Source organism: Pseudomonas sp. p1(2021b) (assembly GCF_020151015.1).
GTDB classification, from domain to species: domain Bacteria; phylum Pseudomonadota; class Gammaproteobacteria; order Pseudomonadales; family Pseudomonadaceae; genus Aquipseudomonas; species Aquipseudomonas putida_K.
Genome location: NZ_CP083746.1, coordinates 4,300,772 through 4,323,715 on the forward strand (window position 1 = coordinate 4,300,772; position 22,944 = coordinate 4,323,715).

21 protein-coding genes, 1 tRNA gene and 1 pseudogene are annotated in these 22,944 nt (G+C 65.0%); 12 read left to right on the forward strand and 11 right to left on the reverse strand.

All coding sequences use genetic code 11. From position 1 onward, the window contains the following. Positions 1-1,266, forward strand: a complete 1,266-nt coding sequence (locus K8374_RS20055; protein WP_224456915.1) for a uracil-xanthine permease family protein — start codon at positions 1-3, stop codon at positions 1,264-1,266. Between the two features lie 114 nt (positions 1,267-1,380). Here K8374_RS20055 and hemH read toward each other — a convergent pair whose 3' ends face one another. Both hemH and K8374_RS20065 read right to left on the reverse strand, forming a co-directional pair. Beyond that, positions 1,381-2,394, reverse strand: coding sequence for a ferrochelatase (gene hemH, locus K8374_RS20060; RefSeq protein ID WP_224456916.1), 1,014 nt, complete (start codon positions 2,392-2,394; stop codon positions 1,381-1,383). Between the two features lie 13 nt (positions 2,395-2,407). Then, a complete protein-coding gene (locus K8374_RS20065; protein WP_224456917.1) occupies positions 2,408-3,313 on the reverse strand; it encodes a TIGR01777 family oxidoreductase in 906 nt (301 codons plus the stop codon). Positions 3,314-3,501: 188 nt separating this feature from the next. On the opposite strand from K8374_RS20065, the gene K8374_RS20070 reads away from it, so the two are divergent. From K8374_RS20070 to phrB, 3 genes and pseudogenes are all read left to right on the forward strand, one after another. Beyond that, positions 3,502-4,488, forward strand: coding sequence for an NAD(P)/FAD-dependent oxidoreductase (locus tag K8374_RS20070; protein WP_084858583.1), 987 nt, complete (start codon positions 3,502-3,504; stop codon positions 4,486-4,488). A gap of 208 nt (positions 4,489-4,696) precedes the next feature. Continuing rightward, positions 4,697-5,146: pseudogene (locus K8374_RS20075) on the forward strand (YbgA family protein); the annotation flags it as partial. 19 nt (positions 5,147-5,165) lie between these two features. Further along, positions 5,166-6,581: a deoxyribodipyrimidine photo-lyase gene (gene phrB / locus K8374_RS20080; RefSeq protein ID WP_224456918.1), complete on the forward strand. Its 1,416-nt coding sequence runs from the start codon at positions 5,166-5,168 to the stop codon at positions 6,579-6,581. Positions 6,582-6,689: 108 nt separating this feature from the next. Here phrB and murI read toward each other — a convergent pair whose 3' ends face one another. The 5 genes from murI to hemA are packed head-to-tail and all read right to left on the reverse strand — an operon-like array spanning position 6,690 to position 11,416. Next, the gene (murI, locus tag K8374_RS20085) at positions 6,690-7,487 is read right to left on the reverse strand and encodes a glutamate racemase (RefSeq protein ID WP_224456919.1); all 798 of its coding nucleotides are present in this window, start codon (positions 7,485-7,487) and stop codon (positions 6,690-6,692) included. Further along, positions 7,480-8,235 carry a molybdopterin-synthase adenylyltransferase MoeB gene (locus K8374_RS20090; RefSeq protein WP_224456920.1) on the reverse strand — a complete coding sequence of 252 codons (756 nt, stop codon included), beginning with the start codon at positions 8,233-8,235 and terminating at the stop codon, positions 7,480-7,482. Before K8374_RS20090 ends, murI begins: the two co-directional genes overlap by 8 nt. Beyond that, a complete protein-coding gene (gene prmC / locus K8374_RS20095) occupies positions 8,229-9,059 on the reverse strand; it encodes a peptide chain release factor N(5)-glutamine methyltransferase (protein ID WP_224456921.1) in 831 nt (276 codons plus the stop codon). The genes K8374_RS20090 and prmC overlap by 7 nt, the downstream gene beginning before the upstream one ends. Further along, a complete protein-coding gene (prfA, locus tag K8374_RS20100; protein WP_224456922.1) occupies positions 9,060-10,142 on the reverse strand; it encodes a peptide chain release factor 1 in 1,083 nt (360 codons plus the stop codon). Continuing rightward, entirely contained in the window at positions 10,139-11,416 is a 1,278-nt protein-coding gene (gene hemA / locus K8374_RS20105) for a glutamyl-tRNA reductase (protein ID WP_224456923.1), read from the reverse strand. The genes prfA and hemA overlap by 4 nt, the downstream gene beginning before the upstream one ends. 239 nt (positions 11,417-11,655) lie before the next feature. Between hemA and K8374_RS20110 the strand changes: the two genes are divergently transcribed. The 8 genes from K8374_RS20110 to ychF all read left to right on the forward strand — a co-directional run bounded on the left by K8374_RS20110 (position 11,656) and on the right by ychF (position 18,455). Continuing rightward, a complete protein-coding gene (locus K8374_RS20110; RefSeq protein WP_224456924.1) occupies positions 11,656-13,383 on the forward strand; it encodes a tetratricopeptide repeat protein in 1,728 nt (575 codons plus the stop codon). Between the two features lie 3 nt (positions 13,384-13,386). Continuing rightward, positions 13,387-14,004, forward strand: coding sequence for a lipoprotein insertase outer membrane protein LolB (gene lolB, locus K8374_RS20115; RefSeq protein ID WP_084858592.1), 618 nt, complete (start codon positions 13,387-13,389; stop codon positions 14,002-14,004). Between the two features lie 2 nt (positions 14,005-14,006). Then, a complete protein-coding gene (gene ispE / locus K8374_RS20120; RefSeq protein ID WP_084858593.1) occupies positions 14,007-14,867 on the forward strand; it encodes a 4-(cytidine 5'-diphospho)-2-C-methyl-D-erythritol kinase in 861 nt (286 codons plus the stop codon). Between the two features lie 19 nt (positions 14,868-14,886). After that, positions 14,887-14,961, forward strand: a tRNA-Gln gene (locus K8374_RS20125). A gap of 47 nt (positions 14,962-15,008) precedes the next feature. Further along, complete coding sequence (locus K8374_RS20130) at positions 15,009-15,950, forward strand: ribose-phosphate pyrophosphokinase (protein ID WP_016391678.1); 942 nt, start codon at positions 15,009-15,011, stop codon at positions 15,948-15,950. Positions 15,951-16,071: 121 nt separating this feature from the next. Beyond that, the gene (locus K8374_RS20135; RefSeq protein WP_084858594.1) at positions 16,072-16,668 is read left to right on the forward strand and encodes a 50S ribosomal protein L25/general stress protein Ctc; all 597 of its coding nucleotides are present in this window, start codon (positions 16,072-16,074) and stop codon (positions 16,666-16,668) included. A gap of 79 nt (positions 16,669-16,747) precedes the next feature. After that, the gene (gene pth, locus K8374_RS20140; RefSeq protein ID WP_084858595.1) at positions 16,748-17,332 is read left to right on the forward strand and encodes an aminoacyl-tRNA hydrolase; all 585 of its coding nucleotides are present in this window, start codon (positions 16,748-16,750) and stop codon (positions 17,330-17,332) included. A 22-nt stretch (positions 17,333-17,354) separates the two neighbouring features. Beyond that, positions 17,355-18,455 (forward strand): redox-regulated ATPase YchF, encoded by a 1,101-nt coding sequence (ychF, locus tag K8374_RS20145; protein ID WP_084858596.1) that lies wholly within the window; start codon positions 17,355-17,357, stop codon positions 18,453-18,455. A gap of 163 nt (positions 18,456-18,618) precedes the next feature. Here ychF and K8374_RS20150 read toward each other — a convergent pair whose 3' ends face one another. The 4 genes from K8374_RS20150 to K8374_RS20165 are packed head-to-tail and all read right to left on the reverse strand — an operon-like array spanning position 18,619 to position 22,889. Further along, positions 18,619-19,560 carry a LysR substrate-binding domain-containing protein gene (locus K8374_RS20150; protein ID WP_224459370.1) on the reverse strand — a complete coding sequence of 314 codons (942 nt, stop codon included), beginning with the start codon at positions 19,558-19,560 and terminating at the stop codon, positions 18,619-18,621. A gap of 27 nt (positions 19,561-19,587) precedes the next feature. After that, complete coding sequence (locus tag K8374_RS20155) at positions 19,588-20,535, reverse strand: HlyD family efflux transporter periplasmic adaptor subunit (protein ID WP_411969561.1); 948 nt, start codon at positions 20,533-20,535, stop codon at positions 19,588-19,590. A gap of 1 nt (position 20,536) precedes the next feature. Further along, entirely contained in the window at positions 20,537-20,743 is a 207-nt protein-coding gene (locus K8374_RS20160) for a DUF1656 domain-containing protein (RefSeq protein ID WP_224456925.1), read from the reverse strand. After that, entirely contained in the window at positions 20,733-22,889 is a 2,157-nt protein-coding gene (locus tag K8374_RS20165) for an FUSC family protein (protein WP_224456926.1), read from the reverse strand. Before K8374_RS20165 ends, K8374_RS20160 begins: the two co-directional genes overlap by 11 nt. Between the last annotated feature and the right edge of the window lie 55 nt (positions 22,890-22,944).

Here is a 22,944-nt window from a genome sequence, read left to right on the forward strand (position 1 = left end):
ATGCAGGACGGCTTCAACGACCCGCTTTGGCGCCAGGTCGTCTCGGGCGCGCAGATGCTCTTCGTAGCATTCGGCGCGCTGGTGCTGATGCCGCTGATCACCGGCCTGGACCCCAACGTAGCCCTGTTCACCGCGGGTATCGGCACCCTGCTGTTCCAGCTGGTCACCGGGCGTCAGGTTCCGGTCTTCCTGGCTTCGAGCTTCGCCTTCATCACCCCGATCATCCTCGCCAAGGGCCAGTTCGGCCTGGCCGAGACCATGGGCGGCGTGATGGCGGCCGGCTTCGTGTACACCTTCATGGGCCTGATGGTGAAGATCAAGGGCACCGGCTTCATCGACCGCATGCTGCCGCCGGTGGTGATCGGCCCGGTGATCATCTCCATCGGCCTTGCCATGGCGCCGATCGCCGCCAACATGGCCATGGGCAAGGGCGGCGACGGCAGCGTATTGATGCCGTACAAGACCGCGATGCTGATCTCCATGCCGGCGTTGCTGACCACGCTGATCGTGGCCGTGTTCGGCAAGGGCATCTTCCGCCTGGTGCCGATCATCGCCGGCGTGCTGGTGGGCTTTGGCCTGTCGTTCGCCTTCGGCGTGGTCGACACCGCCAAGATCGCGGCCGCGCCTTGGCTGGAGCTGCCCAGGTTCACGGCCCCGGCCTTCAACTGGCAGGCGATCCTGTTCATCGTTCCGGTGGCGCTTGCACCGGCCATCGAGCATATCGGCGGGGTGATCGCCGTGGGCAGCGTGACCGGCCGCGACTACCTGAAGAAGCCCGGCCTGCACCGCACCCTGCTCGGTGACGGCCTGGCCACCACCGCAGCCGGCCTGTTTGGCGGCCCGCCCAACACCACCTATGCCGAAGTGACTGGCGCGGTGATGCTGACCAAGAACTACAACCCGAAGATCATGACTTGGGCGGCAATCTTCGCCATCACCCTGGCCTTCATCGGCAAGTTCGGCGCACTGCTGCAAAGCATCCCGGTACCGGTGATGGGCGGCATTCTGTGCCTGCTGTTCGGCTCGATCGCCGCGGTGGGCATGAACACCATGATCCGCCACAAGATCGACCTGGCCGAGGCACGCAACCTGGTGATCGTCTCGGTGACCTTGGTGTTCGGTATCGGCGGCGTGCTCATCGGCAGCGGCGACGGCCCGGACGACTGGGGCCTGAAGGGCATCGCCTTGTGTGCCATCGTGGCCATCGCGCTGAACCTGATCCTGCCGGGCAACGACAGCTGGAAGCACAAGCAGCTGGATAACTGAGATCGCGGGGGCTGCTGCGCAGCCCTTTCGCGGCACCAGGCCGCTCCTATAAGGGACCGCGCGCTCCTGTAGCGGCCTTGCGCCGCGAAAGACCGCAAGGCGGCCCCAGTTATATCAGGCCTTTTCGCACATCCCCGCCAGCACCTTCACCCACTGCGGGTGGTCATTCAGGCAAGGCACCAGCACCAGCTCCCTGCCGCCAGCCTCGACAAACTGCTCACTCCCCCGCATGCCGATCTCTTCCAGCGTCTCGATGCAATCGGCGACGAACGCCGGGCACATCACCAGCAGCTTCTTCACCCCCGCCTTGCCCAACTCGTCCAGACGCGTCTCGGTGTAGGGCTCGATCCATTTGGCGCGCCCCAGGCGCGACTGGAACGACACCGACCACTTGCCGTCCGGGATACCCATCCTCTGCGCAAAGGCCCGCGCGGTGGCCAGGCATTGGCCGCGATAGCAGACCGCACGCATCTGCGCGCTGGCATCCTTGCAGCAATCGGCGGCCTGGAAGTCATGCTGGCCGGTCGGGTCGAGCTTCTTCAGGTGCCGCTCAGGCAGGCCATGGAAGCTCAGCAGCAAGTGGTCGTAGTCCTGCTCCAGGTACGGCCTGGCACTGGCGGCCAGCGCTTCGATGTAGTCGGGGTGTTCGTAGAACGGCTGCAGCACGCGCATCTGCAGCGGCAGCCGTCGCTCGGCAATGGTCTGCTTCGCCAGCTCCACCACCGTGGTCACGGTGCTGTCGGCGAACTGCGGATAAAGCGGCGCCAGGGTGACCTTGCGCACGCCTTGGGCCGCCAGGCGCTCCAGCACCTCGGGCAAGGCTGGTTCGCCGTAGCGCATGGCGATGTCCACCGGGCCATGGGGCCAATGCTCGGCCATCGCCGCCTGCAGGCGGCGGGTCAGCACCACCAGGGGCGAGCCCTCGTCCCACCAGATCGAGGCGTAGGCGTGGGCCGACTGTTCCGGGCGCTTGATCAGGATCAGCGACACCAGCAGGCGCCGCACGGGCCAAGGCAGGTCGATCACGTAGGGGTCCATGAGGAACTGGTTGAGGTAACGGCGCACGTCGGCCACCGAGGTGGAGGCCGGCGAACCCAGGTTGACCAGCAGCAGGGCGTGATCGGTCATGCAGCGTCCTATGTCAGAGGCGGCTGGACAAGTTGTCCAGCGCCGATTGCAGATCGTTGAAGCGGAACGTGAAACCCGCCGCCAGCAGGCGAACCGGGCGAGCGCGCTGGCCACCGAGCAACAGCGTCGACAGTTCGCCCAACCCAGCCTTGAGCAGCAACGCCGGCACCGGCAGCACAGCGGGCCGATGCAGCGTGCGGCCCAGGCGCTTGGCGAATTCGCGGTTGCGCACCGGCTCCGGCGCGCAGGCATTATAAGGACCGCTGCAGTCCTTGTGCTGCAAGAGAAAATCAATCAAGGCGATCTGGTCTTCTATATGAACCCAGGGCATCCACTGTCGACCATCGCCCAAGGGCCCGCCGAGCCCCAGCTTGAAGGGCATGCGCAGACGCGACAAAAAGCCGCCATCGCTGGCCAGTACCAGGCCGGTGCGCACCAACACCACGCGGATCCCCAGCCGTTGCGCACGCTGGGCGGTTTCTTCCCAGGCGATGCACAACTGGCTGGCGAAGTCCTCCTTCACCGGCGGCGACGCCTCGGTCAGTTCGCGTTCGCCACCGTCGCCATACCAGCCCACCGCCGAGCCCGAAACCAGCACCTCGGGGCGCTGCTCGCGGCTTTCCAACCAGGCCAGCACCTGCTCGGTGAGGGTGATGCGGCTGGCCCACAGCAACGTCCGCCGCGCAGCCGTCCACGGGCGATCGGCGATGGGCGCACCTGCCAGGTTGACCACTGCATCCACCCTGTCGTCCGCAGCCAGTTCATCCAGACGGGCGATGCCGAGCACACCCGTACCGCAGATGCCTGGCACCTGCTCGGGGCGCCTGCTCCAGACCGTCAGGCGATGTCCCTGGTCGCGCCAGTACTGGCAGAGGTGGTGGCCAATCAAACCTGTACCGCCGGTCAGCAATATATGCATGGCTGTGTCCTCGCAAGCTGCGCCCGTGGTCTATTTTTAAGAACAAGGCACTTTTTAGACCGGATGCTCTCGGATAAACATAGGCCAACCTGCCCTATCGAGCGGAATAACCTTATACAAAAATTGTGCATTGTACAGGTTTGCCTGACCGCGTAGTCTGCTAACAGCAAGGTTTCGAAGAGGCCATCATGACAGTACCTATTGCCATCATCGGTGCCGGAATCGCCGGCCTTTCCGCCGCACAGGCCCTGCAGAAAGCCGGGCAGACCGTCCACCTGTTCGACAAGGGTCATGGCAGCGGCGGCCGCATGGCCAGCAAGCGCAGCGAGGCCGGTGCGCTGGACCTCGGTGCCCAGTATTTCACCGCGCGCGACCGGCGCTTCGTCGAGCAGGTGCAGCACTGGGTCGCCGCAGGCTGGGCCGAGCAGTGGAAGCCGCAGCTGTACAACTACCGCGACGGCGAGCTGACGCCCTCCCCCGACGAGCAGATACGCTGGGTGGGCGTGCCGCGCATGAGCGCCATCACCCGTGGCCTGCTCAAGGATGTGACGGTGAACTTTGGCTGCCGCATCGCCGAAGTGTTCCGCGGCAAGCAGTACTGGCACCTGCAGGACACCGAAGGTTGCAGCCATGGCCCGTTCAGCCGCGTGGTGATCGCCGTGCCCGCACCGCAGGCCACGCCCCTGCTGGCTGCGACGCCGAAACTCGCCGCCGTGGCCGCGGGCGTGCAGATGGAACCGACCTGGGCCGTTGCCCTGGCGTTCCAGTCCGCCCTCGATACGCCCATGCAAGGCTGTTTCGTGCAGGACAACCCCCTCGACTGGCTGGCCCGCAACCGCAGCAAGCCGGGACGCGACGAGCACCTGGACACCTGGGTGCTGCACGCCACCTCCAGCTGGAGCAAACAGCACATCGACCTGCCCAAGGAAGACGTGATCGAACAGCTGTGGGGTGAGTTCGCCGAACTGGTGGGCTGCGTGGTACCCGCCCCTACCTTTGCCCTGGCGCACCGCTGGCTCTATGCCCGCCCGGCCGGCAACCACGAATGGGGCGCCCTGGCCGATGCCGACCTGGGCCTGTATGCCTGTGGCGACTGGTGCTTGTCCGGCCGCGTCGAAGGCGCCTGGCTCAGCGGTCAGGAAGCTGCCAGGCGGCTGTTGGAACACCTGGAGTGAACCTGCCTGTAAAGGCTTGAGCCAAGCATCGCACCGGCGATGCTCGAGCTCGAACGCCCTTTCACGGTACACCCTGTTTGAAAATCGCTTGCATAACCTCGGCGCTGTGTTGAAATCAGCTTGTACAAAAATATATGAATGTACAAGTTTTATGGACACAGCGATGAAGGATGCCGACAACCTTACCACCACCCCCTTTCAAGCCCAGGCGCACGCGCAATGGCAACATTTGCTTGCCGAAGGCCTGAGCCGTGGCGCGCTGGTGCGCTTCCATTCGCGCTACAAGTACTTGGTAATGGCCTGCAGCCCCCAGGCCTACCGGGAACTGGGGCGCCTGCTGGGCAGCATGTCCGGCGATGACGATCCGCAGCAGCTCGGCGCGAACTACTTCAACCTGTTGCTGCAGGCCCTGCAGCACACGCCCAGCCGGGGTACCCACACCAATGTGCTGCAGCATCTGAGCGGTTACCTGCGCCCCGTGCTGGCGCAGCACGAGCGCAGACAGTTGCAGGAAACCATCAGCCACTACCAGCAAGGCATCGTGCCGCTGACGGTGCCCCTGGCCCTGCTCAGGCACCACCTGCACGGACACCCTGACCCCTACTTGCTGCAGCAGGTCTACCTGCAACCGGCCCTCCATTCACCCGATGCTGCATAACCGGACGAGGCGCTTCACCATGCAATTGATCTGGCTGCGCACCGACCTGCGCGTCGATGACAACCACGCCTTGAGCGCCGCCTGCGCGCGCGGGCCGACCCTCGCCCTGTGGCTGGCCAGCCCCGGCCAATGGCAGGCCCATGACGATGCCGCCTGCAAGGTCGATTTCTGGCTGCGTAACCTGGAGGCCCTGCGCCAGTCGCTGGAGCGCCTGGAGATACCGTTGCTGGTTCGCCAGGTCGACACCTGGCAGCAAGCGCCCCAGGCGGTGCTGGAGGTCTGCCGGCAATACCGGGTGCAAGGCGTGCACTGGAACGAGGAATACGGCGTCAACGAACAGCAGCGCGACGCACGTACCCAGGCGTTGCTGCACGAGGCCGGCATCGCAGCCCAGGGCCATCTGGACCAACTGCTGCTGCGCCCGGGTTCGGTGCTCACCCGCAGCGGTCATTACTTCCAGGTGTTCGGCCAGTTCCGAAAGGCGTGCCTGGAACACCTGTACCTGAGCCTGCCGCCCCTGGCCCCGAGGGTGACGGGCCAGGCACCGACGGGCATCGCCAGCGATCCGATTCCCCAGGCCTTCTCCGGCTTTGCCGCACCGTCGCGAAGTCTGCGCGAGCATTGGCCAGCAGGTGAAAACGAAGCGCAGCGCCGCCTCACCCGTTTCATCGATGAAATCGTCGAGGACTATCCTCGTCTGCGCGACCTGCCCGCCAGAACCGGTACCAGCCAGCTGTCGCCTTACCTGGCCGCCGGTGTGATCTCGCCACGCCAATGCCTGCATGCAGCCCTGCTCTGCAACCAAGGCGAGCTGGACAGCGGCAACGCCGGCGTACGAACCTGGATCAACGAGCTGCTCTGGCGGGAGTTCTACAAGCACATCCTGGTGGGTTATCCACAGGTCGCCCGGCATCGGGCCTTCCGCGCCCATACTGAAGCCTTGCCCTGGCGCGACGCCCCCGAAGACCTGGAAGCCTGGAAGGCGGGGCGCACCGGCTTTCCGCTGATCGATGCGGCCATGCGCCAGCTGCACCATACCGGCTGGATGCACAACCGCCTGCGCATGGTGGTCGCCATGTTCCTGAGCAAGAACCTGCTGATCGACTGGCGATTGGGCGAACGCCATTTCATGCGGCACCTGATCGATGGCGACCTGGCCGCCAACAATGGCGGCTGGCAGTGGAGCGCCTCCACCGGGACCGATGCGGTGCCGTACTTCCGGCTCTTCAACCCGATCAGCCAGTCACGTCGCTTCGACCCACAGGGGCAGTTCATCCGCCATTGGCTGCCGGAGCTGCAGGGGCTGGATGACAAGACCGTTCATGAGCCCGGGGGCAGCGGCGACTTGTTCGCGGCGCCCTACCCTCGGCCGAACGTCGACTTGGCCAGCAGCCGGGCGCGGGCCTTGGCGGCGTTTCAGGCCCTTAAAGGTTGAGCCGGGGGCGCTGCGCGCCCCTTTCGCGGCACAAGGCCGCTTACAGGAACAACACCGACCTGTGTAGGAGCGGCCTTGTGCCGCGAAAGGGCTGCACAGCAGCCCCATTCACAGCGGGAAAGAATGAACCGAGACGTCCCCACCCCAGAGCAGCGGCAGCACCTTGCCCAACGATTGTGGCTGGGCACTGGTCCAGAATACGGCCCCCCGCGCAGGCCCTTCGGCCAGCAGGTCCCGTGCGACCAACAGGCGCTGCAACTGCCGCGCGACGGCGGCGCCGGTATCGATGATCGCCACGTCCGAGGGCACCATCTGCGCCAGCAGCGGGCGCAGGAAGGGGTAGTGGGTGCAGCCGAGGATGACGGTATCGCAGCCGGCCGCCAGCAACGGCTGCACATAACCCAGCAGCAGTTGGCGCAGCTCGGGGCTGTCGAGGTCCCCGGCCTCGATGCGTTCGACCAGACCAGGACACGGCTGTGTCACTACCTGCACGTCATTGGCGAAACGATCGAGCAAGGCCGCGAACTTGGCACTCTGCAAGGTGCCGGTGGTGGCCAGGACACCAACCACGCCCGAGCGGGTCGCCGCCGCCGCCGGCTTGACCGCAGGCTCCATGCCCACCAGGGGCCAGTCCGGATACAGCTCACGCAGGTCGGCGACCGCGGCCACCGTAGCGGTGTTGCAGGCCAGCACCATGGCCTTGGCGCCCTGCTCGCGGAAGAACCCGGCGATGTGGCGCAGGCGTTGGCGGATGTAGTCCGGGGATTTCTCACCATAGGGCACATGGCCGCTGTCGGCGACATATAGCAGCGACTCGCTGGGCAGCAGGCGCTGGATCTCGGCAAGCACCGACAGGCCGCCGACCCCCGAGTCCATCACGCCGATCGGCGCCGAACGCTCAGCCATGCCGGCTGCCACACACAGGGCACGCCGGGTCGCGCTTGACGCGCAGTTCGCGCATGCGCGTGCCGAGGGCATCGATCAGCAGCAGGCGGCCGACCAGCGGGTCACCGAAACCGGCCAGCAACTTCATTGCCTCCAGGGCCTGGAGGCTGCCGACCAGGCCAACCAACGGCCCGAGCACGCCGGCCTCGCTGCAGGTCAGCTCGGCGTCGCTGCCATGGCCATAGAGGCAGTGGTAGCACGGGCTGTAGTCACGACGTGGGTCGAACACCGACAACTGCCCCTCCAGGCGAATCGCCGCACCACTGACCAACGGCTTGCCGGCCGCGACACACGCGGCGTTGACCGCCTCGCGGGTGGAGAAGTTGTCGGAGCAGTCCAGCACCACATCGACCGCCGCCACGGCCGCGGCGAGAGAGTCTTCGTCCAGTGCCTGACGATGGGCGACCAGGCCGATCTCGGGGTTGATCGCCTGCAGGCGCTTGAGCGCCGAGTCGACCTTGCTCATGCCCACGCTGTCGCTGTCATGGATGACCTGGCGCTGCAGGTTGGTCAGGTCGACGGTATCGAAGTCGGCCAGGTGCAGCTCGCCCACCCCGGCAGCGGCAAGGTACAAGGCCACCGGCGAGCCGAGCCCACCCAGGCCGACCACCAGCGCCTTGCTGCGCTTGAGCCGCAACTGGCCGTCGATATCCACTTGGGCCAGCAGGATCTGCCGGCTGTAGCGCAACAGTTCCTGATCACTCAACATGGCAGTCGCCCCATGGAAATGCGTTCGTGGTCGGCCAGGTCGCGCTGGCTGGCCACCTCGACGAAGCCGTGGCTGGCCAGCAGTTCGCGCACCGCCGGGGCCTGATCGTAGCCGTGCTCGAGCAGCAGCCAGCCACCGGGCAGCAGGTGCTCGGGCGCCTGGGCGATGATCACGCGCAGGTCGTCCAGGCCATCGGTGCCGGCCACCAATGCGCTGCTGGGCTCGAAACGTACATCGCCGGCCACCAGGTGCGGGTCATCTGCCGCGATATAGGGCGGGTTGCTGAGGATCAGGTCGAAGCGCTCGCCGGCCACGGCGCCGTACCAGTCGCTCAGGCGCACCTGGGCATTACCCAGGCCAAGGCGCTCACGGTTGCGCTCGGCCAGGGCCACGGCCTCCGGGACGCGGTCCAGTGCCGTGACCTGCCAGGCCGGGCATTCGCTTGCCAGGGCCAGGGCAATGGCGCCGGTGCCGGTCCCCAGGTCGAGCACGCGCGCAGGGCGGGGCGGCACCCGGGCCAGGGCGGCTTCCACCAGCAGCTCGGTTTCCGGGCGTGGAATCAACGTGTGCGGCGCCACCTCCAGGTCCAGCTTCCAGAACCCTTGCTGGCCGAGGATATAGGCCACCGGCTCACCGGCTCGGCGGCGGGCCAGGTAGCCGGCGAACGTCTCGGCCGCTTCGCTGCCGACGATGCGCTCGGGCCAGGTGTGCAGGTAGCTGCGCGACTTGCCCAAGGCCGCAGCGAGCAGCAGCTCGGCATCCAGTCGGGCGGTCGGGGAATCCGGCAGCTGCGCGTTGCGCAGCAGGCTGGCGATGATGGTCATTCAATCCCCCAGGGCGGCCAGCTGGTCGGCCTGGTACTCGGCCAGCAGGGGCTCGATCACGGCATCGACACCGCCGGCCAGGATATCGTCGAGCGAATACAGGGTCAGGTTGATGCGGTGATCGGTCACCCGGCCCTGTGGATAATTGTAGGTGCGGATACGCTCGGAGCGGTCGCCCGAGCCCACCAGCAGCTTGCGCTCGCTGGCGATGGCGTTCTGTGCAGCACTGGTCTGCATGTCGTTGAGCTTGGCCGACAACCACGACATGGCCCGGGCGCGGTTCTTGTGCTGGGAACGTTCCTCCTGGCACTCGACCACGATCCCGGTGGGCAAGTGGGTGATGCGGATCGCCGAATCGGTCTTGTTGACGTGCTGGCCACCGGCACCGGAGGCACGGTAGGTGTCGATCCGCAGGTCGGCCGGGTTGATCTCGATGGCGACCTGCTCATCCGGCTCGGGCAGCACGGCCACGGTGCAGGCGGAGGTGTGGATACGGCCTTGGGATTCGGTCTCCGGCACCCGCTGCACGCGGTGCGCGCCAGACTCGAACTTGAGCTTGCCATACACGTTCTCGCCCTCGACCCGGGCGATGATTTCCTTGTAGCCGCCGTGCTCGCCTTCGTTCTCGGAGAGAATTTCCAGGCGCCAGCCACGCTTCTCGGCATAGCGCGAATACATGCGGAACAGGTCGCCGGAGAAAATCGCCGCCTCGTCACCGCCGGTGCCGGCACGGATTTCCAGGAACACGTTGCGACCGTCGTTGGGGTCCTTGGGCAGCAGCATGCGCTGCAGTTGCGACTCCAGGCCGACCAGCTGTTCCTTGGCCTCGCGAACCTCCTCGACGGCCATCTCGCGCAGGTCCGGGTCGCTGTCCTTGAGCAACGCCTGGGCGCCTTCCAGGTCGTCCTGGACCTTGCGCCATTCCTTATAGGCGTCGATCACCGGCTCGACTTCGGCGTACTCGCGCGAATAGGCGCGAAAACGGGTCTGGTCGGTGATGACTTCGGCATCGCCCAGCAGGGCGGTGAGTTCCTCGAAGCGGTCCTGGAGCGTATCCAGCTTATTGAGCAGCGACGCTTTCATTGCGGGGTCTTGTCCGTCGAGCCCTCGTTGAGGGCAAAGAGTTCCTGAGCCATGGCCAGCGCATCGAGGCGGCCTTCGGCAGAGAGCTTTTTCAGTTGCACGCTGGGCGCATGCAGGAGTTTGTTGGTCAGCCCCCGAGCCAGTTGGGCCAGTACCTCTTCGGGGTTGCCGCCATTGGCCAGCAGACGCTGGGCCTTTTGCAATTCTTCGTCACGCAGCCGTTCGCTTTGCTGGCGATAGGCCTTGAGCACATCCACCGCCGCCAGCTCGCGCAGGCGTGCCATGAAGTCCTCGGCCCCCACCGACACCAACTCCTCCGCTGCCTGGGCAGCGCCCTGGCGGCTCTTGAGATTTTCCGCGACCACTTCGTGCAGGTCGTCGACGGTATAGAGGTAGACGTCGTCCAGCTCGCCGACCTGCGGCTCGATATCCCGTGGTACGGCGATGTCGACCATGAAGATCGGCTTGTGCCGGCGCTGTTTCAGGGCGCTTTCCACCGCGCCCTTGCCGAGGATCGGCAGTTGGCTGGCGGTGGAGCTGATGACGATGTCGCTGTTGGCCAGCTCCTGGGGAATGTCGGACAGCAGCACCGCATGGGCACCGAACTGCTCGGCCAGGGTGCTGGCCCGTTCGAGGGTGCGGTTGGCCACGACGATCCGGCGCACGCCCTGCTCGTGCAGGTGGCGGGCAACCAGGGTGATGGTCTCGCCGGCACCGATCAGCAGTGCCTGGCTGCGCCCCAGGTCGCTGAAGATCTGCTTGGCCAGGCTGACAGCGGCGAAGGCCACCGAAACCGGGTTTTCGCCGATGGCGGTGTCGGTGCGCACTTGCTTGGCGGCGCTGAAGGTCGCCTGGAACAGGCGCCCGAGCAGCGGGCCGATGGTACCGGCCTCGCGGGCGACAGCATAAGCGGACTTCATCTGGCCGAGGATCTGCGGCTCGCCGAGCACCAGGGAATCCAGGCCGGAGGCCACGCGCATCATGTGCTTGACGGCGTCGTGTTCCTCGTGGATGTAGGCGCTGGCGCGCAGCTCGTCGAGGCTCAGCTGGTGGTACTCGGCCAGCCATTGCAGCACGGCGTCGGCGGCCAGGTGGTCCTGTTCTATATAGAGTTCACTGCGGTTGCAGGTCGACAGGATCGCCGCCTCGCGGCTGGCGGTCAGTCGGCAGAGCTGCTGCAGGGCATCGACCAGCTGCTCTGGCGTAAACGCCACGCGCTCGCGTACGTCTACCGAGGCAGTCTTATGGTTGATACCAAGTGCAAGAAAGGCCATGCAAGGTCGCTGGTTGTGACGAGAAGCCGATAATTGTCCTACTTCGCAGGTTCCAGAACAACCACCGTTCGCTATTGTCGCGATAGCAAGGGTGTATGCCTGGGGCTGCGTTCATGAGGACAGCTATCGTGGAACCCTGCTCCCCCCAAAAGGTCGCAGTTAACCAGACACCGCACTGGTGGGTTTGCCCTCGCGCTTGTGTCATCATGCTCCGACCGCCGGTATCCAAAGCCTCCTTTATGAACAAGTCCTACGCATTGCTGCTTGCCCTTGCCCTGCTCCAGGGTTGCCAAAGCCTGGCCCCGCAGAACAACGAGGCCGAGTCGCCCGTGGCCGAGGCCGGCAAGGACGAACCACAAAAGCCCGTGGTGTATGGATCGTTCAAGCAGGAAACCCTGTACAGCCTGCTGGTGGCCGAACTTGCCGGCCAACGCAACCGCTTCGACATCGCCCTGGCCAACTATGTCGACCAGGCCGAGAAGACCCAGGACCCGGCGGTCTCCGAGCGGGCCTACCGCATCGCCGAGTACCTGGGCGCCGACGAGCCGTCCCTGGACACCGCCCTGATCTGGGCCCGTAACGATACACAGAACCTCGACGCGCAACGCGCCGCCGCCATCCAGCTGGCCCGCGCCGGGCGCTACGACGAATCCATGACCTACATGGAGAAAGTCCTCCAGGGCAAAGGCGACACCCATTTCGACTTCCTTGCCCTGTCGGCTGCAGAAACCGACCAGAACACCCGCGATGGCTTGCTGCAAAGCTTCGACCGCCTGCTGGTCAAACACCCGGACAACGGCCAGCTGGTGTTCGGCAAGGCCCTGCTGCTCAACCAGGACGGCAAGCCCCAGCAAGCCCTCGACCTGCTCGAGGCGCACCCGCCACAAAATGGCGAAGTGGCCCCGGTGCTGCTGCGCGCACGCCTGCTGCAGGCGCTGGACCGTGGTCCGGAAGCCCTGCCGCTGCTGCGCGGGGCAATACGCGACAACCCCGACGACAAGCGCCTGCGCCTGACCTATGCCCGTACCCTGGTCGAACAGGACCGCATGGCCGATGCCAAGGCCGAGTTCGAAAGCCTGCTGCAGCAGTACCCCGAGGATGACGAGCTGCGCTATTCGCTCGCCCTGGTGTGCATGGAGAACAAAAGCTGGGACGAAGCCGAAGGCTACCTGCAGGAACTGGTCGAGCGCGACAGCAATGTCGACGCCGCGCACCTGAACCTGGGCCGCATCCGCGAAGAGCGCAGCGACCCCGAGGCGGCGCTGCGCGAATACGCCCTGGTCGGCCCGGGCCCCGACTACCTGCCGGCACAGCTGCGCCAGGCCGACATCCTCATCGCCAACGGCCGTGCCACCGAGGCCTCGCGCCTGCTCGCCGAGGCTCGCGAAGCCCAGCCCGACTACGCCATCCAGCTGTACCTGATCGAAGCCGAGAGCTACGGCAACAACAGCAAGGACGCCCAGGCCGAGCAAGTCCTGGCCCAGGCCATCAAGCGCTATCCGGACGACCTCAACCTGCTCTACACCCGCGCCATGCTGGCCGAGAAACGTGACGACCTGCCGCAGATGGAAAAGGACCTGCGGGCCATCATCGAGCGCGAGCCGGAGAACGCCATGGCCCTGAATGCCCTCGGCTATACCCTGGCCGACCGTACCACCCGCTACACCGAAGCCAAGGCGCTGATCGAAAAAGCCCACCAGCTCACCCCGGATGACCCGGCAGTGCTCGACAGCCTGGGCTGGGTGAACTACCGCCTGGGCAACCTCGACGAGGCCGAACGCCTGCTGCGCCAGGCCCTGGAACGCTTCCCTGACCATGAAGTGGCCGCCCACCTGGGCGAAGTCCTCTGGGCCAACGGCAAGCGCCGTGAAGCCCGACAGGTCTGGGCCAAAGCCTTCGAAGGCCAGCCCGACAGCCCCATCCTGCGCAAGACCCTCCTGCGCCTGACCGGATCAGAGACCCTGTAGATCATGTTTTTGCGTCATTGCATCACCTTCACCCTGATCGCCCTGCTCGCCGGCTGCGCCGGCTTCACAAGCCGCGAAGCCCTGCAAGGCCAAGGCGACCCGCAGCAGTGGCGTGCCCACAAAGCGCAGTTGAGCACCCTCGACGGCTGGCAGATCAACGGCAAGGTCGGTATCCGCGCACCGCGTGACTCCGGCAGCGGCACCCTGTTCTGGCTGCAACGCCAGGACTACTACGACATTCGCCTGGCCGGCCCCCTGGGCCGTGGCGCCGCCCGCCTGACCGGGCGCCCCGGCGGCGTGGTGCTGGAAGTGGCCAACCAAGGCCGCTACGAAGCGCCAAGCCCCGAAGCCCTGCTCGAAGAGCAGCTGGGCTGGCAGCTACCGGTCTCGCACCTGGTGTGGTGGGTCCGCGGCCTGCCCGCGCCCGACAGCAAGAGCCAATTGACCCTGGACAGCGACAGCCGCCTGGCCAGCCTGAGCCAGGACGGCTGGCAGGTGCAATACCTGAGCTACACCCAGCAGAACGGCTATTGGCTGCCCGAGCGCCTGAAGCTGCATGGCCAGGACCTGGACGTCACCCTGGTGGTCAAGGACTGGCAACCCCGCCAGCTGGGGCATTGACCATGGCCACGCTCACCCTGCCCGCCCCGGCCAAGCTCAACCTGTGGCTGCACATCACCGGCCGACGCCCGGATGGCTACCACGAGCTGGAAACCGTGTTCCAGTTCCTCGACCACGGCGATGAGCTCAGCTTCGCCCTGCGTGATGATGGCCAGATCCACCTGCACACCGAGATCGAAGCAGTCCCCCATGACAGCAACCTGATCGTGCGCGCAGCCCGCATGCTCAAGGCGCAATCCGGCACCTCGCTGGGCGCCGACATCTGGCTCGACAAGGTCCTGCCCATGGGCGGCGGCATCGGTGGCGGCAGCTCCGATGCCGCCACCACCCTGCTGGCGCTGGCGCACCTGTGGCAGTTGGACTGGGACGAAGACCGCCTGGCCGCCCTGGGCCTTGCCCTTGGCGCCGATGTGCCGGTGTTCGTGCGTGGCCATGCCGCCTTCGCCCAGGGTGTGGGCGAGCAACTGACCCCGGTCGACCCCGAAGAGCCCTGGTACGTCGTGCTGGTGCCGCAAGTGTCTGTCAGCACAGCGGAAATTTTTTCGCATCCAGAGTTGACACGTGATTCCCTCCCCCTTAAGATGCGCCCCGTTCCCGAGGGAAACAGTCGAAATGACTGCCAACCGGTAGTTGAGCAACGTTATCCAGAAGTTCGCAACGCATTGAATTCACTGGGTAAATATACGGAAGCTCGAATGACCGGCACTGGAAGTTGTGTGTTTGGGGCCTTCCCAAGCAAAGCCGAAGCTGATAAAGTTCTGGCCCTTCTTTCAGAGACCCAAACAGGGTTTGTGGCAAAGGGAAGCAATGTTTCGATGTTGCATCGCAAGCTGCAAAGTCTGATCAAGAAGTCGAGTGCCTAGCGCTCGCAGCAACAGATACAGGGGCGTCGCCAAGCGGTAAGGCAGCAGGTTTTGATCCTGCCATGCGTTGGTTCGAATCCAGCCGCCCCTGCCATTTTCCTTATACTCATCCAGGTTACCCTCAGCCTTCAGGTACTGCGCGTGTCCAAGATGATGGTCTTCACGGGGAATGCCAACCCCGATCTGGCTCGGCGTGTCGTACGTCAGCTGCATATTCCACTGGGTGATGTTTCTGTCGGTAAATTCTCCGACGGCGAAATCAGTGCTGAGATCAATGAAAATGTTCGTGGTAAGGACGTCTTCATCATCCAGCCAACCTGTGCTCCTACCAATGACAATCTGATGGAACTGGTGGTGATGGCCGACGCCTTCCGCCGCTCCTCAGCGTCTCGAATCACCGCCGTGATTCCCTACTTCGGATACGCCCGCCAGGACCGCCGTCCGCGTTCGGCACGTGTAGCCATCAGCGCCAAAGTCGTCGCTGACATGCTCACTGTCGTGGGTATCGACCGTGTACTCACCGTCGACCTGCACGCTGACCAGATCCAGGGCTTCTTCGATATCCCCGTCGACAACATCTACGGCTCGCCCGTACTGGTCGACGACATCGAAGACCAGCGTTTCGAGAACCTGATGATCGTCTCCCCGGACATCGGTGGCGTGGTACGTGCGCGTGCCGTGGCCAAGTCCCTGGGCGTCGACCTCGGGATCATCGACAAACGCCGCGAAAAGGCCAACCACTCCGAGGTCATGCACATCATCGGCGACGTCGAGGGGCGCACCTGCATCCTGGTAGACGATATGGTCGATACCGCCGGCACCCTGTGCCACGCGGCCAAGGCCCTGAAAGAACATGGCGCTGCCAAGGTTTACGCCTACTGCACGCACCCTGTCCTGTCGGGTCGTGCGATCGAGAACATCGAGAAGTCGGTACTGGACGAGCTGGTGGTGACCAACACCGTCCCGCTGTCCGCCGCTGCTCAAGCCTGTGACCGTATCCGCCAGCTGGATATCGCACCGGTTGTCGCTGAGGCGGTCCGCCGCATCAGCAACGAAGAATCGATCAGCGCGATGTTCCGCTAAGCGGAACACTCGCTGACGAGAAGCGCCCTGCCCCGACACTGGTTGTCGGGGCGGGGCTTTTTTGCCATCCCCGTTGGCGCTGGTCGCAAACGCCCTCGGGAGGCTATTTTGGAGAAACAAAATGACTAACTTCACCCTGAACGCCCAAGCGCGTACTGACCTGGGGAAAGGTGCGAGCCGCCGCCTGCGTCATTCCGCCAGCATCCCTGCCGTTGTCTACGGTGGCGATAAAGAAGCCCAGTCCCTGACCATCGTGGCCAAGGAAATCGCCAAGCTGTTCGAAAACGAAGCTGCCTTCAGCCACGTTCTGGAACTGAATGTCGACGGCGCCAAGCAGAACGTCGTGGTCAAGGCCCTGCAGCGTCACCCGGCCAAAGGCTTCATCATGCACGCCGACTTCGTTCGCGTCGTTGCAGGCCAGAAGCTGACCGCCAAGGTACCGGTTCACTTCATCAACGAAGAAGCCCCGGTCAAGAAAGGCGGCGAGATCTCCCACGTCGAGTCCGAGATCGAAGTGTCCTGCGAAGCCAAGGACCTGCCTGAGTTCATCGAGGTCGACCTGGCCAACGCTGAAATCGGCACCATCATCCACCTGTCGGACCTGAAAGCTCCGAAAGGCGTAGAGTTCGTCGCTCTGGCCCACGGTGATGACAAAGCGGTTGCCAACGTCCACGCTCCGCGCGTTGCCGCTGAAGCTGCTGAAGGCGCTGCCGAGTAATCCACTCGCGCGCCGGCGTTGATCGGGTTACAGTGCCGCGCGCACCGTAACCCACCAACTCCAAGGAAGAGCCCCTGACGTGACCGCCATCCAGTTGATCGTCGGCCTGGGTAACCCCGGCCCCGAATACGAACAGACCCGGCATAACGCAGGGGCTCTTTTCGTTGAACGCCTTGCCAGTGCCCAGCGCGTTTCGCTGTCCGCTGACAAAAAGTATTTCGGCCTGACGGCTAAGTTCAGCCATCAGGGCAACGATGTTCGCCTGCTGATCCCCACCACCTACATGAACCGCAGCGGCCAGTCCGTGGCGGCTCTGGCCAATTTCTTCCGCATCAAGCCGGAAGCGATCCTGGTGGCGCATGACGAACTCGACCTGCCTCCTGGCATTGCCAAGCTCAAGAAGGGCGGCGGCCATGGTGGGCACAACGGCCTGCGCGACATCATCGCGCAGCTCGGCAACCAGAACGACTTCCACCGCCTGCGGCTTGGCATCGGCCACCCGGGCGACGCCAAACTGGTCTCCAACTTCGTCCTGGGCCGCGCACCGCGCGCCGAGCAGGAGAAGCTCGACGCCAGCATCGATTTTGCCCTCGGCGTGATGCCGGACGTCCTCGCCGGCGACTTCGCCAAGGCGATGCGCGAACTGCACAGCCAGAAGGCCTGATTTCCTAGAGAGGGGAACACCCATGGGTTTCAATTGCGGCATCGTCGGCCTGCCCAACGTCGGCAAGTCCACCCTGTTCAACGCCCTGACCAAGTCCGGCATCGCGGCGGAGAACTTCCCCTTCTGCACCATCGAGCCGAACAGCGGCATCGTACCGATGCCCGACGCACGCCTGGACGCCCTGGCTGCCATCGTCAAGCCTGAGCGCGTGCTGCCTACCACCATGGAATTCGTCGACATCGCCGGCCTGGTCGCCGGCGCGTCGAAAGGTGAAGGCCTGGGCAACAAGTTCCTCGCCAACATCCGCGAGACCGACGCCATCGCCCACGTGGTGCGCTGCTTCGAAGACGAGAACGTGATCCACGTCTCCAACAGCGTCGACCCCAAGCGTGACATCGAGATCATCGACCTGGAACTGATCTTCGCCGACCTCGACAGCTGCGAGAAGCAACTGCAGAAGGTCGCGCGCAACGCCAAGGGCGGCGACAAGGACGCCCTGGCACAGAAGGCCCTGCTGGAGCAACTCATCGCCCACTTCACCGACGGCAAGCCGGCGCGCAGCCTGATGAAGAACATGAGCGTCGAAGAGAAGGCCGTCATCCGCGGCTTCCACCTGCTGACCAGCAAGCCTGTGATGTACATCGCCAACGTTGCCGAAGACGGCTTCGAGAACAACCCGCACCTGGACGTGGTCAAGGCCATCGCCGAAGAAGAAGGCGCGGTCGTGGTGCCGGTGTGCAACAAGATCGAAGCCGAGATCGCCGAGCTGGAAGAAGGTGAAGAGAAGGATATGTTCCTCGAGGCCCTGGGCCTGGAAGAGCCTGGCCTGAACCGTGTGATCCGCGCCGGCTACAGCCTGCTCAACCTGCAGACCTACTTCACCGCCGGTGTGAAGGAAGTCCGCGCCTGGACCGTCCGCGTCGGCGCCACCGCCCCGCAGGCCGCTGCCGTTATCCACACCGACTTCGAAAAAGGCTTCATCCGCGCCGAAGTGGTGGCCTACGACGACTTCATCCAGTTCAAGGGTGAGAGCGGCGCCAAGGAAGCCGGCAAGTGGCGCCTGGAAGGCAAGGACTACATCGTCAAGGATGGCGATGTGATGCACTTCCGCTTTAACGTGTGATCGCCACACGATAGAAAAAACCCCTTGAGGACAGGCGCCTCAAGGGGTTTTTCTTTTGGCAGACCGCCCTTGTAGGGTTTGTCCCGCGAATCGGACCGGCCTGCCTTCGCAGCAGTATGCCAATGGCAAGGGCTTCGCCCTTGATCGCGGGACAAGCCCGCTCCTACAGTGATTGCGCTGCCTGCATATTGTTACCCCCTTCGCGCGCCGCCTCCTGCTCGAACGCCTCGACCAGAAAGTCGATCAGCTTGCGCACCGCGGGCATCAGGCCCCGGCGAGAAGGAAACAGCGCAACGATTTCCCCGAGCCTCGGCGTCCAGCCTTCCAACGCGTGCACCAAGCGGCCAGCAGCCAGGTCGGCGCGCACCAGCTCCTCCGGCAACAGCGCCACGCCCACACCGCCCAACGCGCCCCGGTGCAGAACCGCCAGGTCATCCGACACCAGGCGAGGCCGGAAGCGAATGGAGGCCACGCTGCCGTCCGGCCCATCCAGGTCCCAGGTGTATTCCTGCACGTTGGCACCCCAGCCAAGGCTGGGCAGACCGAACAGGTCCGAGGGCAGCAAGGGCTGGTCCAGGCCGGCCAGCAGCCTTGGCGCTACCACCAGGCACTGCCGGCTCAAGGCCAGCCTGCGCATGATCAGCTCACTGCTCTCCAGGGGACGATGGCGCACGCTCAGGACCAGGTCGAAGCCTTCGCCGATCACGTCCACCCGCCGGTTATAGCTCTTGACCAGCAGCTCCACCACCGGGCATTCGACCATGAACCGCGCCAGCATCGGCGCCAGGCGCGAGTCCAGCAACGCGGTGCTGCAGGCCACGCGAACGATGCCGCTGGGCACGGCACGGCTGCGCTCGATGGCATCCTCGGCGGCAAATGCCCTGTCCATCATCGACACGCAGTGGTGGTAGTACTCCAGGCCCACTTCAGTGACAGCGAACTGCCGGGTCGAACGCTGGATCAGGCGCACGCCCAGGCGCTCCTCGAGCTTGGCCACGCGCCGGCTCAGGCGTGACTTGGGCAAGCCCAGCACTCTGCCCGCCGGGGCGAAACCACCATGCTCGACGACCTTGCTGTAGAGGTACAGGTCATTGAGGTCAAACATCATGCTCATCGACGGCCCACCCAAACACTATTCAAGGATGGTGACCGTCGCGGTAGTGCCCGCGCGCAGTGGTGGTGCATCGGCGTCGCGCTCCAGGCGCAGACGCACCGGGATGCGCTGGGCCAGCTTGACCCAGGTGTAGCTCGGGTTGACGTTGGCCAGCAAGCGGTTGCCCGGCTGGTTCTCCCGGTCGGTGATCGCGTAGGCGATGCTTTCCACCGTGCCTTGCAGCCGCTCGCCGCTCATCAGTTCGATGCGTGCCCGGCTGCCGACCTTGATCTTCGGCAGCTTGGTTTCCTCGAAGTAACCGCTGACATGGAACGACTCGCTGTCCACCAGGGCCAGCAGCGGCGCGCCGGGTTGGGCGAAGTCGCCCTGGCGGGTCAGCAGGTTGGTCACATAGCCATTGACCGGGGCACTCACGCGGGTACGTTCGAGGTCCAGGCGCGCCTGCTTGAGGGTGGCTTCGGCGAGTTGCACGTTAGCCTGCGCCAGGCCCAGATTGGACTGTTCGCGCAGCAGGTCGGCCTGGGCCACGGCCACCTCGGTGCCGGACTTCTCCCATTCTTCGGCAGAAATCGCCGACATCGATTGCAGCTTGCGGCGCCGTTGTTCCTCGCTGCGCCGCTGCTTGAGCAGCGCTTCGCTGGCGACGATGGCAGCCTGGGATTGGCCCAGGGTGGCACGGGCCACCTCGACTGCGCGCTCGGCGTGCAGCACAGCGAGTTCGTAGCGGGCCGGATCGATCTGCAGCAACAGGTCGCCACGGTGGACGAACTGGTTGTCCTGCACGGGCAGTTCGATGATGCGCCCGGCGACCTCCGCCGACAGCGTCACCACGTCCGCCCGTACCCGCGCATCACGCGTCCATGGCGCGCGGGTGTAGTAGTCCCAGGCGAGCCAGACCAGGCCGGCGGCAATCGCCAACACCACCAAGGTCAAGGCCTTGGCCACAACAGGTTTCAACGCAGGCATTTCAGACGCTCGCTCCCATCGTCAACACGAGGGCCGCGCAGATCGCGGCATACAGGGCTCCCTGGAACAGCGCCGGGTGCCAGACCCGCGCCAGCACGCCAAGCCGCCGCAGCGCGGCATCGGCGACCAGGAACAACACCAGGCCCAACAGCAGGGCCTGGGCAATGGGCGGCAGGTAGACACCGCCAAATTCGAAATCAATGGGCATGGGCGCCCTCCTTTTCAGGCAACGACGCAGGCCCTGCCAGGACTGACCGATAGCGCTGCAGCAACTGGCCGGCAACCGAGAGCGCCACGCGCAGGATGAACAAACGCCGCAGCGCTTCCCGATCAGCGTCCAGGTGCGCCTCGTGCAACGCATCCAGGGCCAGGCCTATCTGTTCGGCCTCCCGTAACAGCCCGTCGATGTCTACCTGGTGTTGCCCGCCGATGACCTCGGCCATCTCTTGCAACACTAGGCCTAAACGAGCCTTCGTGCCCTCCGGCAGCGCTACGCTGGTCACGCACTGGGTACGCGCCTGGACCAGGGCAATGGCCAGTGCCGGGCAGACCAGGCTGCAGTCGAACAGCTCCCGCGAGCGCGGGTCGGTGGCGGCAGGCAGCAGGCCGATCATTGCTGACAGGCGGTCGAGCGTGCGGCTTTCGAAGTCGAACTGGTGGGTCAGCCCGTTGCCCTCGGTCACCTGCCGGTACACATCGTCACGGGTCAGGCGGAACAGCCGGGCCATGCGTTTTGCTGCATTGAATGGAAAGACCAGGGCGAACACCACCATCGCCAGCGCCCCGGCGACCACGTAGCCGCCAGCGAACTCGAACCATTGGATGGCGCTGTTGTGGTAGGTGCCGACGTTCTGCGGCCCGATCATCAACAGGCTGATCAGGCCGATGCCCATGCCGATGCCGGCGGTCATCGGGTTGGCCAGGCCAACAGCCGCCAGGTAAAGCAACGGCGCCAGGCACAGGGCGAGCATTTCGAAATCGGTGAAAATCGGCAGCAGTGCGAACTGGTAGAGGGCCGACAGCACCAACGCCACCAGCAGGCCACGGTTGTAGTTCTGGCTCGCCAGCAAGGGTCGCGGCAGGGTCGCCATCAGCGAACACATCACACCGATCAGGATCACCCCGGAGCGTGCGCCGTCCCAGGCGGTCTCGACCCACAACCAGCCGGCCAGGAACAAGGCCAGGAATGCCCGCACGGCGTTCATGCCGGCCAGGCGAAAATCCAAGTGCAGCGCGCTGACCCGCCCTTGGTCATGGGGGCAACTGGCCGCCCTCCCCTGCTGGATCGCCTCGTTGAGTTCGATCAGTTCATCGAGCTGCTGCAACAGGCGCGCCTGCTCCCAGCGCAAAGCCCAGGCCAGCGAACGCATGCGCGGCGGCAGCGACTCGTTGAGAAACTCGGCGCGGTCGGCAGCCTGGTCGAAGCCCTGGTGCAAGCTACGGATCGCCTTGCGCCCACTCGCCGACAAGGCGACGCCATCACGGGCCAATGCGTCCAGACTGTCCAGTTCGGCCAGGCGCAGCAGCTGGATGTCGGCCGGCAACGGCCCTTGCCAGTGCTGCTTGATCAGTTCGCGTTGCTGGCGCAACACCAGCAGACGCGACACCAGCAGCACCAGCTGGTTGGCCAGCAACTGCACCAGCCCATCAGCGCTGCGCAGGTGCGGCGCATCGAAATACAGGTGGCGGCGCAGGCCTTCCAGCGCGCTGATCTCGGCGATCAGCTGCGCCTGGCGTTGACGGAACGCCGCTTCGTCTTCCTCGGTACGGACCACCTCGGCGGCGTGGCGGGCGATCAGCTTGACCAAGCTGTCGACCTTGTTGAAATACCCCTGCGCCACCGCCTGGGGGCGAGCGGTCAACAGGCTGACCACGGCCACACAGACCACAGCCAGCAAGGTTTCGGTCAAGCGGGTGATGGCCAACAGGAAAATGCCGTCCGGCTCCGGGACCGCCAGCATCGCCACCACCACGGCAGTGAAGCCGCTCAGGACGAAAGCATGGGAATCGGTGTAGCGCAACAAGGTGCCCCCGGCCGTGCAGAACGCCAGCCAGAGGGACAGGCAGACGATGAAGGGCATCGGTGCCTGGGGGAACAACGCCATGATCGCCACCGCCACGGCCGCCCCCGCCGCGGTACCCAGTACCTGGGCGAAGCTGCGCTTGAGGGTCATGCCGGCCAGCGGCAGGCTGATGATGATCACGGTCATCAGCGCCCACTTCGGTTGTTCCAGATCGAAGATGAACGCCAAATATAGGCACAGGAGACCCGCGACGATGGTGCGCAGTGCGAATAACAGCACCCCGCGCCCAGGGTTCAAGGCCAGCTTGAAGTAGGAAATCAGTGGACCCATCCGGTACCTCGAAACACGGATGGAGAGCCATGCGCCACGCCATGGCTCCCCAAAC

Bases quoted from the DNA above. Each gene is read 5' to 3' on its own strand.
- K8374_RS20135 (WP_084858594.1), top strand. From the start codon at position 16,072: ATGACTAACTTCACCCTGAACGCCCAAGCGCGTACTGACCTGGGGAAA.
- K8374_RS20150 (WP_224459370.1), bottom strand. From the start codon at position 19,560: ATGTTTGACCTCAATGACCTGTACCTCTACAGCAAGGTCGTCGAGCAT.
- ychF (WP_084858596.1), top strand. From the start codon at position 17,355: ATGGGTTTCAATTGCGGCATCGTCGGCCTGCCCAACGTCGGCAAGTCC.
- murI (WP_224456919.1), bottom strand. From the start codon at position 7,487: ATGGCTGAGCGTTCGGCGCCGATCGGCGTGATGGACTCGGGGGTCGGC.
- ispE (WP_084858593.1), top strand. From the start codon at position 14,007: ATGGCCACGCTCACCCTGCCCGCCCCGGCCAAGCTCAACCTGTGGCTG.
- phrB (WP_224456918.1), top strand. From the start codon at position 5,166: ATGCAATTGATCTGGCTGCGCACCGACCTGCGCGTCGATGACAACCAC.
- prmC (WP_224456921.1), bottom strand. From the start codon at position 9,059: ATGACCATCATCGCCAGCCTGCTGCGCAACGCGCAGCTGCCGGATTCC.
- K8374_RS20160 (WP_224456925.1), bottom strand. From the start codon at position 20,743: ATGCCCATTGATTTCGAATTTGGCGGTGTCTACCTGCCGCCCATTGCC.
- K8374_RS20165 (WP_224456926.1), bottom strand. From the start codon at position 22,889: ATGGGTCCACTGATTTCCTACTTCAAGCTGGCCTTGAACCCTGGGCGC.
- K8374_RS20070 (WP_084858583.1), top strand. From the start codon at position 3,502: ATGACAGTACCTATTGCCATCATCGGTGCCGGAATCGCCGGCCTTTCC.
- K8374_RS20090 (WP_224456920.1), bottom strand. From the start codon at position 8,235: ATGTTGAGTGATCAGGAACTGTTGCGCTACAGCCGGCAGATCCTGCTG.
- lolB (WP_084858592.1), top strand. From the start codon at position 13,387: ATGTTTTTGCGTCATTGCATCACCTTCACCCTGATCGCCCTGCTCGCC.
- hemH (WP_224456916.1), bottom strand. From the start codon at position 2,394: ATGACCGATCACGCCCTGCTGCTGGTCAACCTGGGTTCGCCGGCCTCC.
- K8374_RS20055 (WP_224456915.1), top strand. From the start codon at position 1: ATGCAGGACGGCTTCAACGACCCGCTTTGGCGCCAGGTCGTCTCGGGC.
- K8374_RS20065 (WP_224456917.1), bottom strand. From the start codon at position 3,313: ATGCATATATTGCTGACCGGCGGTACAGGTTTGATTGGCCACCACCTC.
- K8374_RS20110 (WP_224456924.1), top strand. From the start codon at position 11,656: ATGAACAAGTCCTACGCATTGCTGCTTGCCCTTGCCCTGCTCCAGGGT.
- prfA (WP_224456922.1), bottom strand. From the start codon at position 10,142: ATGAAAGCGTCGCTGCTCAATAAGCTGGATACGCTCCAGGACCGCTTC.
- hemA (WP_224456923.1), bottom strand. From the start codon at position 11,416: ATGGCCTTTCTTGCACTTGGTATCAACCATAAGACTGCCTCGGTAGAC.
- K8374_RS20155 (WP_411969561.1), bottom strand. From the start codon at position 20,535: ATGCCTGCGTTGAAACCTGTTGTGGCCAAGGCCTTGACCTTGGTGGTG.